Origin of the sequence: Streptomyces ossamyceticus, assembly GCF_001418475.1 — a bacterium.
Taxonomy (GTDB): Bacteria; Actinomycetota; Actinomycetes; order Streptomycetales; family Streptomycetaceae; genus Streptomyces; species Streptomyces ossamyceticus.
Window position 1 is genome coordinate 270 of sequence record NZ_LIQX01000295.1, and the last position, 12,483, is coordinate 12,752.

Sequence of the window (12,483 nt, forward strand, 5' to 3'; positions counted from 1 at the left end):
CCCGGCCCCGGTCCACCCAGCAGATCGTGGAGCGTGACGCGGCGCTCGTCCAACTCGTACGGCGTGAGCTGCCGTTGGACCCGAACGCCCGGGTACGGGTGCGGTCGACGGACGCGCGCGAGGGCCTGGCCAAGGTGCCGGACGGCTGGGCGGACCTGGTGATCGCGGATGTGTTCAGCGGGGCGCGCACCCCGGCACATCTGACGTCCACGGAGTTCCTCACGGACGTACGGCGGGTGCTGAAACCGGACGGCTGCTACGCCGCCAACATCGCCGACGGTCCCCCGCTCGCCCATCTGCGCGGTCAGATCGCCACGGCCGCCNNCTCGTGGCCTCGGGGCGGCCGCTGCCGCTCGCCGAACTCACCCGCCGTGCCGCCTCCGACCCGCATCCCGGCCGCGTCGAGCACGGCAGGGCGCTCACCGACTTCACCGGCGGGGCGGCACCCGTGACCGACGCGGCGGCCGTCGCCTCGCCCGCCCCGCCGCCCTCGGTGTTCCGCTGACCCGCGGCCCGGGCACGGCGGTCGGCGGTCAGAAGTTCTGCACGTCCACGCGGGGCGCGCTGTCGTGCCAGGTGCAGAACACCGACACCCGGTCCGAACCCGCGGCGAAGTCCACGCGGATCCAGGACTCCGTCTTCCACACCTGCATCGACCAGCCCGAGCCGGGCGTCGCCGAGACGAGGGTCGCGTACGTCCTCGTCAGCGAGAAGACCACCCGGCCGCCCTCGGTGTCGTACGCCTTGACCTCACCGGAGTCGCCGGAGTCGCCGGACGGGCCGGCGCCCGGACTCGGGCTGACCCGCGGGGACTTCGTCGGGGCCGGAGACGCTCCACCGGTGCCGCTCCTCCCCTGACCGCCCTTCCGCTCCGGTCGGTCGGCACTGGGGGAGGAGTCCGGCTCGGTGGTGTCGGAGACCTGCGCGGGCTCCTCGCGGTCCTTCCCCGGATCCTTCGCCCCGGCGGCCGTGATGGGCAGGGCGCGGGGCGGGTCGTAGGCCGTACCGGCCATCACCGTGTGGACACCCCACCACGACAGCGTGACCGCCGCGCCCGTGGCGAGCAGCCAGGCCAGTACATGGAGGAGTCCTCTGCGCATCGCGGCCATCCTGCACCACGAGCCCCACCCGTGTCGTGGGGTGCGAGGCCCCGTCCGGCGCGTGGAGAGCCTGCGGCGGCCGTGTGCGCGGAGGGTGTGGACAAGTTGTCCACAGGCCCCGACCGGGCTCGTCCCGATGGCGTACGGTGCGGCGCATGGCAAGTGTGCTCGTGGTCGAGGACGACCAGTTCGTACGCTCGGCGCTGATCAGACATCTGACGGACGCCGCACACACCGTGCGCAGTGTCGGTACGGCCCTGGAGGCGTTGCGCGAGGTCGCCCATCACCGATTCGACCTGGTCGTCCTCGACCTCGGGCTGCCCGACCTGGACGGCTCCGAGGCGCTGAAGATGCTGCGCGGGATCACCGACGTCCCGGTGATCGTCGCCACCGCGCGGGACGACGAGACGGAGATCGTCCGCCTGCTCAACGCGGGCGCGGACGACTATCTGACCAAGCCGTTCTCCGTGGAGCACCTGTCCGCCCGGATGGCCGCGGTCCTGCGCCGCGCGCGCGGCCCCGTGGGGGAGCCGCCCCCGTCCACGGTCATCCGCGTCGGCGGTCTCGCCATCGACCCGCTGCGCCGCCAGGCCGAACTGGACGGCGTACGACTCGACCTGACACGACGCGAGTTCGACCTCCTCGCGTTCCTCGCCGGCCGGCCCGGTGTGGTCGTCCCCCGCAAGGAACTCCTGGCGGAGGTGTGGCAGCAGTCGTACGGGGACGACCAGACGATCGACGTCCATCTGTCGTGGTTGCGGCGGAAGTTGGGCGAGACGGCGGCGCGGCCCCGCTATCTGCACACCCTGCGGGGCGTCGGGGTGAAGCTGGAGCCGCCGGGGCCGGCGGTGCTGCCATGAGGTGGGCGCTGGTCAAGGTGTGCGTGGCGGTGACGACGATGGTCGTGGTCGCCTTCGCCGTGCCGCTAGGGCTCGTCGTCAAGGAGATGGCCCGCGACCGCGCCTTCTCGGGCGCCGAGCGGGAGGCGGCGGCCATCGCCCCGGCCCTGTCCATCACCGGCGACCGCGAGCAGTTGGAGCGGGTCGTCGCCTCGGCGGGCGCGGACGACGGACTCGCGGTCCACATCCCGGCGGTCGGCGACGGGGCCGCGGCGCTCGACCTCGGCCGGCAGCGGGCCTCCGACCAGGACATCGCCACCGTGCGCGAGCTGGGCCGCGCGTCCACCACCGAGGTGGCGGGCGGGTCCACGCTGCTCCAGCCCACCGCGCTCAGTTCGGGCGAGATAGCGGTCGTCGAGGTGTTCGTCCCCGAGGCCGAGGTGAGCAACGGCGTGGCCACCGCGTGGGCGGTGCTCGCCGGTGTGGGGGTGGCCCTCGTCGTCGGCTCGGTCGCGGTGGCCGACCGGCTGGGGGTGCGGATGGTCCGGCCCGCCCGGCGGCTGGTGGACAGCGCCCACGACCTGGGCGAGGGGCAGTTGGGCGCGCGGGTGCCCGAGGAGGGGCCGAAGGAACTGCGGCTGGCGGCGGTGGCGTTCAACGCGATGGCCGACCAGGTGGTCCAGCTCCTGGCGAACGAACGGGAGCTGGCGGCCGACCTGTCGCACCGGCTGCGCACGCCGCTGACCGTGCTGCGGCTCAACGCGGCCTCGCTCGGCGACGGGCCGGCCGCCGAGCAGACCCGGGCGGCGGTGGAGCAGCTGGAGCGCGAGGTCGACACGATCATCCGGACGGCGCGGGAGGCCAAGCCGCAGACCGCGGCGGTGGGGCCGGGCGCCGGGTGCGACGCGGCGGAGGTGGTCCGGGAGCGGATGGCGTTCTGGTCGGCGCTCGCGGAGGACGAGGGCCGCAAGTGGCGGGTGGCCGGGGTCGAGAGGCCGGTCCGCATACCCGTCGCCCGGGCCGACCTCGCCGCCGCGCTCGACGCCCTCCTCGGCAATGTCTTCCGGCACACGGCGGAAGGCACCGCTTTCGCCGTCGACGTGCACAACGGCGAGGACGCCGTGATCGTGCTCGTCTCCGACGCGGGCCCCGGCATCGCCGACCCCGAGGCGGCCATGGCACGTGGTCGAGGCTCCGGGCACGACGGCTCGACCGGGCTCGGCCTCGACATCGTGCGCCGCCTCGCGGAGGCGACGGGCGGCGACGTACGCATCGGATCGTCGGTGCTGGGCGGCACCGAGGTGCGGATCTGGATCCAGCTGGGCGCCCCGGACGGCAGAGGGCCGACACGCAAGGGGCATCGCGGGGCGATGCGGCGCCGCAGACAGACGCGGCCGGCGTCGGTGTTCACGTAGTCGCCGTCGCCCACCACGGGGTCACGGCCGCCGCACGGCTCGGGTCACCCGGGTCGTCACCGCCGCGTACGTGATGCCCACGGCGAGGGAGGCGAGGAGGGCGAGGGCGGGGAAGTCGTCCTGGAGGTGGGGGTAGACCTGGAAGTGGGTCAGATAGATGTAGAGGGAACTGCCCGCGAGGAGTCCGGCCAGGCGGTTCAGGGGAGCGAGGCTTGGCAGCGTCGGCACCCAGATCAGCAGGGTCAGGCCGGCGATCACCACGACGGTGCGCAGCTGCTGGTCCGGCTGGAACAGGCCGGGCGTGGCGAGCACCAGGACCGCGGTCAGGAGCAGGCGGCGCCGGGCCGTGGTGGCGCGGGCCGCGGCCCAGCCCAGGGCGAAGAGCCAGAAGACCACCGTGGGGCCGAGGTGGAAGCGGGCGGGGGCCAGGCCGACGATGTCGTAGCGGCCGAGAAGCCCGATGGCCAGCAGGGCGAGCGGGAGGCCGAAGGTGTGGCGCCGCTCCAGACGGTCGACCAGGGGGAGGGTCAGCAACAGGGCGAGGGCGACGAGGAAGTAGAGCAGGGCCTCGATGAACCAGTAGTGCCACTCGTGGCGTTCGGGTCCCTGGTCGACGAGGCTGTTGAGGAGAAGGGCGTTCGCGGGATCGTAGAGGCCGGTCGCCAGGACCGCCGCGGTGATCCACGCCGCGCTCGGCAGGGCGATCCGGGCGATGCTGCGCCACAGGTGCCGTACGCGCGTGCGGTGTTCGGCGTCGGTGAGGTGGAAGCGGGCGAAGTTGTGGCCCGCGACGCCGATGAGGATGTGGGCGGCGCCCTGGAGGGTGAAGAGGTGGATGTGCGAGCCGACGATCAGGACGATGCCGACGGCGCGCAGGGCTATACCGGTCTCCAGGGTGCGGCGCAGGCCGGAGCGGGTGGGGGCCGGCCCCGTCCCGGTCCGGACGGCGGCGGCCGGGGTCGCCGCCGCCGTGGCCAGGTCGCGCAGGGGGCGGGTGTGCCAGTCGGGCGGGAGGGTGCCGAGTGCCTGCTCCAGACGCAGGGACATCTCGACGTAGCAGAGGGAGTCGCCGCCGAGCCCGACGAAGGTGCTGTCGTCGGTGACGTCGGTGCGGTCGAGGATCTCGGCGTAGAGGACGCGGAGTTGATCGGTGGGGCCCCGGTCGTCGGTGCAGGGCCGGTCGTGGACCGGAGGGAGGCCGTCCGAGGGAGGCCCAGCGGTCGCGCTCAGGTCGGCGGGCGCACGCCGGTCAGCGGCCGCGTCCGGCTCAGCGGTCGCGCTCCGGTCGGCAGCCGTGTCCCGCCGGGCGGCCGAGACGCTCTCGGGGGCAGGGGTGTGCTGGTCAACCGGGGTGCTCCCCGCGCCCCCGGCGTGCCCGTCGGTAGGGGTGGGCGTGGACCGCGCCGCGGCTGAGGGGCGAGCGGCCGGGCGGGTCAGGTGGCGGACCGCCGTGTAGTCGGGCTTGCCCGTGGGCAGGCGGGGGAGGTCCGCTTCGGGGAGCGCGCGGAGGCGCACCGCCCGGGGCGGGAGACCGCACGCGGCGGCCGCCAGGCGTCGCAGGCGGGGCTCGTCGGCGGCGGTTCCGGCGGCGGTGATCGCCAACTCGTCGCCGTCACCCGCGCAGTACGCCCTCACGCCGTGCCGTTCCAGCGCGGCCTCGACGCGCTGCGGGTCGATCCGCAGACCGAGGATCTTGGCGAAGCGGCTGCGGCGGCCGACGATCTCGTACAGGCCGTCGGGCGCCTGCCGGGCGAGGTCGCCGGTGCGGAGCTCGACGACGGTACGGCCGAGGGAGAGGTCGGCGGGGCTCTCGGCGTAGCCGAGCATCACGTTGGGCCCCGAGTACACCAACTCGCCCACGAGGGGACGCCGGTCGTTCTCGCCGCCGGTCGGGCCGTGGTCCGAGGCGGGGACGGGGGCGAGTCCCTGGTCGGGGGTGAGCCCATGGTCGGCGGTGAGTCGGTGGTCGGGGGTGAGCCCATGGTCGGCGGTGAGTCGGTGGTCGGGGGTGAGCCCATGGTCGGTGGTGAGTCGGTGGCCGGGAGTGAGCCGGTGGTCGGCGGTGAGTCCGTGGTCGGTGGTGAGTCGGTGGCCGGGAGTGAGCCCGTGGTCGGGGGTGAGCTCGTCGCCCGGGGCGGGTGCGTGCTCGTGGTCGTCGAGCGGCCGCAGGCGGAAGGAGCCGCCGGGGATCGGGATGCCGACGGCCTCCGGTCGGGTGGCCGCGAGGTGGGGCGGCAGATAGGCCATACGGGCCGTGGCCTCGGTCTGGCCGTACATGACGAACAGGTCCCAGCCTCGGCGGCGCCCCAACTCGGCGTAACGGGCGACCCGCTCGGGCGCGAGCCGGCCGCCGGCCTGGGTGATCCGGCGCAGTCGGGGCAGCTCCATCCTGTCGAAGCCGATCCGGTCGAGCAGGTCGAAGGTGTACGGCACCCCGGCGAGGGATGTCGCGCCGGCGGCACGGAACTCGGCCCAGAACGCGTCGTCGGTGACCGACCGCTCGGTGAGGAGCAGCCCGGCGCCGCGCGCGAGATGGCTGTGGATGACGGACAGGCCGTAGCAGTAGTGCATCGGGAGGGTGGTGGCCGCCCGGTCGGTGTCGCTGATGCCGAGGTAGGTGGCGATGGACTCGGCATTGGCCTGCACGTTGTCGTGCGAGAGCCGTACGAGCTTGGGCGAGCCCGTCGAGCCCGAGGTGCTCAGCAGGAGGGCGAGGTCCGGGTGGAGGGTGTGGGCGGTTCCGGGGTGGTGCTCGTCGAGCGTCCAGGTGCCGTCGGTGCCGGTGCGGGCCACCACGTCGGGCCTGTACGCGGCGGTGAGGGACGCGATGGCCTCGTCGCCGTCGCCGGGGACGAGCAGCACGGGGTGGCCGGCGGAGAGGGCGGCCAGATACGTGACCAGCGCGTCGGCGCGGTTGGCCCCGGCCACCAGCACCAGCCGCCGTACGCGCCCGAGCCGCTCGGCGGCTCCGGCGACGTGCTCCGCGAGGGCGCGGTAGGTGACCGTGCCGGTGGGGGTGTGGAGCGCGACGCGGTCGCCGTGCGCGGCGAGGTCGCGGGCGAAGGGCACCGAGAGCGGCCGTGCCGGGGGCCTCGGCAGCAGGACCGGGGTGGCCGGGGCGGTGCGGACGGGCAGGGCGACGGAGGGGGCCCGGACCGGGCCGAGGGAGTGGATCACGGGGCGTGACCTTTCACGACAGCGTTCGCGGGTACCACACGCCCCTTGACGCTTAGGTAAGCTTTACCTTATTCATAGCATGTTCACAGTTGGCCAAGAAGCGTCACTTCGCCCTCGCCGACCGGGGTCAGGACCCTTGGTGCACCGGCGGGCCGCGCAGGAAAGGCATACATATGCGACCCCCTCTGGGTGGCCGGATCTTCGCGCTCGTCGCGGCCGGTCTGCTGCTCCCCGCCCTCGCCGCCTGCGGCTCCGGCGACGACAAGGACGGTGGGTCGGGTGAGGCGGGCGACGCGACCCTCGTCATCTACACCGGCCGCAACGAGAAGCTGGTCAAGCCGATCCTGGACAAACTGGAGAAGGCCGTGGGCGCCGACGTCGAGGTGCGCTACGGCGACAGCGCCGAACTCGCGGCGCAGATCCTGGAGGAGGGCAACCGCACCAAGGCCGGGCTGTTCTTCTCCCAGGACGCCGGGGCGCTCGGCGCGCTCTCGAGGGAGGGCATGCTCGCGAAGCTGCCGCAGGCCACCCTCGACAAGGTCGACAAGGCGTACCGCGGCGGCGAGGGCGACTGGGTGGGCCTGTCGGGGCGCGTCCGCGTCATCGCGTACAACCCGGACCGGGTGAGCGCGGACGACGTACCGGACAGCGTCCACGACGTGGTGAAGCCCGAGTGGAAGGGCAAGGTCGGCTTCGCGCCGACCAACGCCTCCTTCCAGGCGTTCGTCACCGGCATGCGCGTCCTGGAGGGCGACGACGCGGCCCGGAAGTGGCTGGAGGATCTCAAGGCCAACGGCTCCAAGACCTACACCAACAACCTCGCCACGCTCGACGCCGTGGAGGCCGGTGAGGTCTCGCTGGGCCTCGTCAACCACTACTACTGGTACGAGCGGGTCGCCGAGAAGGGCGTCGACGGGGTCGACGCCAAGCTGCACTTCCTGCCCGGCAAGGACCCCGGCGCACTCATCAACGTGGCCGGCGTCGGCGTCCTCGCCGCGAACGAGGACCAGAACGCGACCGCGCGGAAGGCCGTGGACTATCTGCTGTCCAAGGACGCGCAGACCTACTTCGCGGACACGACGAAGGAGTACCCGCTGGCCGCGGGCGTCACCAGTTCCGTCGAAGGGCTGCCGCCGTTCGAGTCGCTCCAGTCGCCCGACATCGACCTCGGCAAGCTGGAGTCCCTCCAGGAGACGCTGGCCATGCTCCAGGACGTCGGGCTGGTCTGACCGGCCGTGAAACCGTCGCCCACCGCCCGCCCCGCGGGAACCGCCCGCACCGCGGCAACCGACCCGTCCCCGCGGGCCACCGCCCGCCCCGCGGGGACACCGGCCGGCTTCGCCGGACGCGGGGCGGAGCGCAGGCCGCCCCTGGTCCTGCTCGTCCCCGCGTGCCTGGCCGCTCTCTTCGCCCTGCTCCCGCTCGGCTACCTCGCCGTCCGCGCCCTGGAACGCGGCCCCGCCTTCGCCTGGGAGGTGGTCGCCGACGAGCGGACGCTGGACCTCCTCGGGCGCAGCCTGGGCCTGACCGCCGCGGTCGTCGCCGCCTGCGTGGTCCTCGGGGTCTCACTGGCCTGGCTGACGGTGCGTACGGCGCTGCCCGGCGCCCGTTTCTGGTCCGTGGCCGCGACGCTGCCGCTGGCCGTGCCCAGTTATGTGGCGGCCTTCGCGTGGCTGTCGGCCGAACCGGGCCTCGCCGGGTTCGGCGGGGCCGCGCTCTCGCTGACCCTGGTGAGCTTCCCGTATGTGCTGCTGCCGGTCGCGGCGGCGCTCAGGGGCATCGACCCGGCGCAGGAGGAGGCCGCGCGCTCTCTCGGGCACGGTCCGCTCCGTACGTTCCTCCGCGTCACCCTGCCGCAGTTGCGTCCGGCGGCGGCGGGCGGGGCGCTGCTCGTCGCGCTGTACGTCCTCTCCGACTTCGGCGCCGTCTCCCTCATGCGCTACGACACCTTCACCCGGGCCATCCACACCTCGTACCGGGCCTCCTTCGACCGCACGCCCGCCGCCGCGCTCAGCGTCGTGCTGGTGCTGATGACCGTGGCCCTGGTCGCCGCGGAGGCGCGGACGCGCGGCCGTGCCGGGCACGCCAGGACCGGTGGCGGCACCGCCCGCCCGGCGGTGCCCGTGGCGCTCGGCCGCTGGAAGCCGCTCGCTCTGCTGTGGTGCGGTGCGGCGGTCGCCGTGGCCGTCGCCTTCCCGCTCGGCACCCTCGGGTACTGGCTCGCGGTCGGCTCCTCCGCCACCTGGGACCTCGGAGGCCTCACCGAGACGGCCTGGGCCACGCTCGGTGTCGCCGCGGCGGGCGCCGCCCTCACCACGCTCCTCGCCCTGCCCGTCGGCGTGATCGCCGCCCGGCACCGGGGGCGCGGGGCACGGCTGCTGGAACAGGCCGCCTACGCCGGGCACGCCCTCCCCGGCATCACGGTCGCCCTGTCCCTGGTCTTCTTCGCCGTCCGCTACGCCTACCCGCTCTACCAGCGGCTGCCGCTGCTGGTGTGCGCGTACGCCGTCCTCTTCCTGCCGGTCGCGGTGGCCGCCACCCGCGCCGCCGTGCTCCAGGCCCCGCCCGTCCTGGAGGACGTGGCCCGCTCGCTCGGCCGCCGGCCCTGGCAGGTGCTCCGCGAGATCACCGTCCCGCTGGCCGCGCCGGGCGTCGCCGCCGGGGCCGCGCTGACCTTCGTCGTTTGCATGAAGGAACTCCCGGCGACCCTGCTCCTGCGCCCCACCGGCATGGACACCCTCGCCACCCGCCTGTGGACCGAGACGGGCGCGGGCTCCTTCGCGGCGGCCGCCCCGTACGCCGCCGCGCTCATCCTGTTGGCCGCCGTGCCTTCGTACCTGCTGGGGAGGCACCGATCATGAACGAGTCGCACGCGAGCGAGCCGGGTACGGACGTACCGGACACGCACGGATCCACCAAGGACGAACAGCACACGATCGAACAAGAACCGTCACAGCGGCGGGAGGGCGGATCCGAAGCAAACGGGCCGCACGCAAATCCGGCGCAGTCGGACGACCCGCACGACAACGCGCTCCATGTCGAGGGCCTCACGAAGTCCTACACGGCCGGCCACGACCCGGTCCTGCGCGCGCTCCGGCTCACCGTCCCGGCGGGTGCCCTGGCGGCCGTCCTCGGTCCCTCCGGGGGCGGCAAGACGACCCTGCTCAGGATCGTGGCCGGGTTCCTGCGGGCCGACGCGGGCACCGTCCGGCTCGGCGGGCGGATCCTGGCCGGGCCCGGTGTCCATGTGCCGCCGGAGCGGCGCCGCATCGGGATCGTGCCCCAGGAGGGCGCCCTCTTCCCGCACCTGACCGTCGCCCGGAACGTGGCCTTCGGGCTCACCGGGCTGACCCGGGGCGAACGGCGGCGGCGCACCGGCGAGCTCTTGGAACTCGTCGGCCTCGCCGGATACGGCGACCGGATGCCGCACGAGCTCTCCGGCGGCCAGCAACAGCGCGTGGCCCTCGCCCGGGCCCTCGCGCCCCGGCCCCAGCTCGTGCTGCTGGACGAGCCGTTCAACGCCCTCGACAGCGCCCTCAGGGCGGGCGTACGGGCCGACGTGAGGGCCGCGCTGCGGGCGACCGGGGCCACGGCGCTCCTCGTCACCCACGACCAGCAGGAGGCGCTCTCCACGGCCGACCTCGTCGCTGTCGTCCGGGACGGCCGTGTCGCCCAGTGCGCCACCCCGCAGGACCTCTACCGCCGCCCGGCCGACCCCTGGGTCGCGGGCTTCGTCGGTGACGCGGTGCTGCTCCCCGCCACCGTCGGCGCCGACGGCACGGCCCGGACCCCGCTCGGCGCCGTCCCGCTCGCCGCCGCGCCCGACGGGCCGGCCACGGGCACCGTGCTGCTCCGCCCGGAACAGCTCCGGCTCACCGCTCCGGCCGCCGGGGGCGTCGTGCGGGGCACGGTCACCGACGTGTGCTTCTACGGCCACGACGCCATGGTCACCGTCGCCGTCGAGGGCCACGACACCCCGGTCGGCGTGCGCGTCGCGGGCCCGCTGCCGGTGGGGCCGGGCGACGCGACCGGCGTCCGTGTCACGGGCGAGGCGACCCTGCACCCTGCGGGCTGAACGGACCGCGCGCGTGACAGGTCTTGTGCGGTCGGCGCACCCCTGATGCGTGTATGTTGCATCTAGTGACCTGGCTCACGTGTGTGACGGTCACGTTTCGGCGAACAGGGATTACGTTTCAACAAAGGGAGACAAGAAGGCTTGACGCGCGACCTGGCATAAGGCTGTTATGGCGACCACCGTGTTCGGTCAAGTTGGTTTCTGGTCGATTTCGATCACTAACCGACGAGGGCCTCTTGATGACCGAACCACTTGTCCCCAGGGAGCCGTACATGCATCTCACACCTTCCGGTCTCTCCGTGCCCGGCACGAGCCGCCGCACCCTGCTGCGCGGCATAGGCGGGGCCGCGGCGCTCGGCGCGGGCGTCCCGCTGCTCAGCGCCTGCGGCGGCAGTGGCAGCTCGGCCGCTGACTCGAAGACCGTCTCGCTCGGCTCCAACGCCTCCGACGCGGTGCCGAAGAAGGCGTTCGCGGAGATCTACGCCGACTTCGCCAAGAAGTCCGGCATCACGGTCGACGTGAACACCAAGGACCACAACACGTTCCAGGAGCAGATCAACTCCTATCTGCAGGGCACGCCGGACGACGTGTTCCACTGGTTCGCGGGCTACCGGATGCAGTTCTTCGCCGCCAAGGGCCTGGCCTCCCCGATCGACGACGTGTGGAAGACGATCGGCGGGAACTTCCCCGAGGCGATGAAGAAGCTGAGCCAGGGTGAGGACGGTAAGTCCTACTTCGTTCCGCTGTACACGTACCCCTGGGCGCTCTTCTACCGCAAGAGCGTCTTCCAGGAGAAGGGCTACGAGGTTCCCACCACGTGGGACCAGCTCATGGCGCTGTGCAAGCAGATGAAGAAGGACGGCCTGGTCCCGATCGCCTTCGGTGACAAGGACGCCTGGCCGGCGATGGGCACGTTCGACCAGATCAACTTCCGTGCCAACGGCTACGACTTCCACGTCGAGCTGATGGCGGGCAAGGTCGCCTGGACGGACGCCAAGGTCCGCAAGACGTTCGACCTGTGGTCCGAGCTGCTGCCGTACCACCAGGAGGGCGCGGTCGGCCGCACCTGGCAGGACGCGGCCCAGACGCTGGTGTCGAAGAAGGCGGGCATGTACCTGCTGGGCTCCTTCGTGGGCCAGCAGTTCACCAACAAGGCCGACCTGGACGACCTGGACTTCTTCGCCTTCCCGGAGATCGACCCGGCGTACGGCCAGGACACCGTCGAGGCTCCCACCGACGGCTTCATGATGAGCAAGAGCCCGAAGAACAAGGCCGGCGCGGTCAAGCTCCTGGAGTTCCTCGGCACCCCCGAGGCGGAGCAGATCTACCTCAAGGCCGACCCGAACGTGGTGGCCGCCTCCACCAAGGCCGACACCTCCTCGTACACGCCGCTGCAGAAGAAGGCGTACGCGACGATCGCCGGGGCCAAGCACCTCACGCAGTTCATGGACCGCGACAGCCGCCCGGACTTCACCTCCACGGTGATGCAGCCGTCGCTGCAGAAGTTCATCCGTGACCCCAAGGGCATCGACAGCCTGCTCTCGTCGATCGAGCGCCAGAAGAAGACGATCTTCGCGTCCTGACGGCCGACCGTCCCGACGGCCGCCCCACGACCGCCTCCGCGGTCGGGCGGGCGGCCGCCGGGGCGGCTGTCCCCAGGACTGTCCGCCCCCAAGACCGTCCTCACGACTGGATGACCGACAGACATGACGACCTCACCCACCAAGAGCCCGGAAGCGCCCGCGCCGCCTCCGGGCTCCACCCCTGCCGCGAAGACGGCGGCCACCAAGGTGCCCCAGGGGCACAGGCGCCTGCTCACCCGGCGTGACCGGCTCACGCTGGGTGTGATGGCGGGCCTGCCGACGATCCTGCATGTC

Annotated in this window: 9 protein-coding genes and 1 pseudogene; 8 read left to right on the forward strand and 2 right to left on the reverse strand. The window is 73.1% G+C overall.

The window, feature by feature from the left end; translation table 11 throughout:
- Both AOK15_RS47100 and AOK15_RS47105 read left to right on the forward strand, forming a co-directional pair.
- On the forward strand, positions 1–323 hold a 323-nt coding region (locus AOK15_RS47100; RefSeq protein WP_420876941.1), incomplete at both ends, for a spermidine synthase.
- Between the two features lie 2 nt (positions 324–325).
- Positions 326–505: pseudogene (locus AOK15_RS47105) on the forward strand (spermine synthase); the annotation flags it as partial.
- Positions 506–533: 28 nt separating this feature from the next.
- Here AOK15_RS47105 and AOK15_RS22160 read toward each other — a convergent pair.
- Positions 534–1,100 (reverse strand): hypothetical protein, encoded by a 567-nt coding sequence (locus AOK15_RS22160; RefSeq protein WP_055519592.1) that lies wholly within the window; start codon positions 1,098–1,100, stop codon positions 534–536.
- Between the two features lie 155 nt (positions 1,101–1,255).
- Here AOK15_RS22160 and AOK15_RS22165 point away from each other — a divergent pair, with 155 nt between their 5' ends.
- Positions 1,256–1,960 carry a response regulator transcription factor gene (locus AOK15_RS22165; RefSeq protein ID WP_055519593.1) on the forward strand — a complete coding sequence of 235 codons (705 nt, stop codon included), beginning with the start codon at positions 1,256–1,258 and terminating at the stop codon, positions 1,958–1,960.
- Complete coding sequence (locus tag AOK15_RS22170; RefSeq protein WP_055519595.1) at positions 1,957–3,354, forward strand: sensor histidine kinase; 1,398 nt, start codon at positions 1,957–1,959, stop codon at positions 3,352–3,354. Before AOK15_RS22165 ends, AOK15_RS22170 begins: the two co-directional genes overlap by 4 nt.
- 21 nt (positions 3,355–3,375) lie before the next feature.
- Here the strand turns inward: AOK15_RS22170 and AOK15_RS42515 are convergent, their stop codons facing one another.
- Entirely contained in the window at positions 3,376–6,456 is a 3,081-nt protein-coding gene (locus tag AOK15_RS42515) for a non-ribosomal peptide synthetase (protein ID WP_420876943.1), read from the reverse strand.
- Positions 6,457–6,704: 248 nt separating this feature from the next.
- Between AOK15_RS42515 and AOK15_RS22180 the strand changes: the two genes are divergently transcribed.
- The 4 genes from AOK15_RS22180 to AOK15_RS22195 all read left to right on the forward strand — a co-directional run bounded on the left by AOK15_RS22180 (position 6,705) and on the right by AOK15_RS22195 (position 12,189).
- The gene (locus AOK15_RS22180; protein WP_055519599.1) at positions 6,705–7,760 is read left to right on the forward strand and encodes an iron ABC transporter substrate-binding protein; all 1,056 of its coding nucleotides are present in this window, start codon (positions 6,705–6,707) and stop codon (positions 7,758–7,760) included.
- A gap of 6 nt (positions 7,761–7,766) precedes the next feature.
- Positions 7,767–9,392, forward strand: a complete 1,626-nt coding sequence (locus AOK15_RS22185) for an ABC transporter permease (RefSeq protein ID WP_079058628.1) — start codon at positions 7,767–7,769, stop codon at positions 9,390–9,392.
- Complete coding sequence (locus AOK15_RS22190) at positions 9,389–10,606, forward strand: ABC transporter ATP-binding protein (protein WP_079058629.1); 1,218 nt, start codon at positions 9,389–9,391, stop codon at positions 10,604–10,606. The genes AOK15_RS22185 and AOK15_RS22190 overlap by 4 nt, the downstream gene beginning before the upstream one ends.
- Before the next feature lie 272 nt (positions 10,607–10,878).
- The gene (locus AOK15_RS22195; protein ID WP_205632202.1) at positions 10,879–12,189 is read left to right on the forward strand and encodes an ABC transporter substrate-binding protein; all 1,311 of its coding nucleotides are present in this window, start codon (positions 10,879–10,881) and stop codon (positions 12,187–12,189) included.
- Positions 12,190–12,483 lie beyond the last annotated feature (294 nt).

What these genes read in the sequence shown, in the direction of transcription:
- AOK15_RS22160 (WP_055519592.1), bottom strand. Translation starts at nt 1,100, where the DNA reads ATGCGCAGAGGACTCCTCCATGTACTGGCCTGGCTGCTCGCCACGGGC.
- AOK15_RS22165 (WP_055519593.1), top strand. Translation starts at nt 1,256, where the DNA reads ATGGCAAGTGTGCTCGTGGTCGAGGACGACCAGTTCGTACGCTCGGCG.
- AOK15_RS22170 (WP_055519595.1), top strand. Translation starts at nt 1,957, where the DNA reads ATGAGGTGGGCGCTGGTCAAGGTGTGCGTGGCGGTGACGACGATGGTC.
- AOK15_RS22180 (WP_055519599.1), top strand. Translation starts at nt 6,705, where the DNA reads ATGCGACCCCCTCTGGGTGGCCGGATCTTCGCGCTCGTCGCGGCCGGT.
- AOK15_RS22190 (WP_079058629.1), top strand. Translation starts at nt 9,389, where the DNA reads ATGAACGAGTCGCACGCGAGCGAGCCGGGTACGGACGTACCGGACACG.
- AOK15_RS22195 (WP_205632202.1), top strand. Translation starts at nt 10,879, where the DNA reads ATGCATCTCACACCTTCCGGTCTCTCCGTGCCCGGCACGAGCCGCCGC.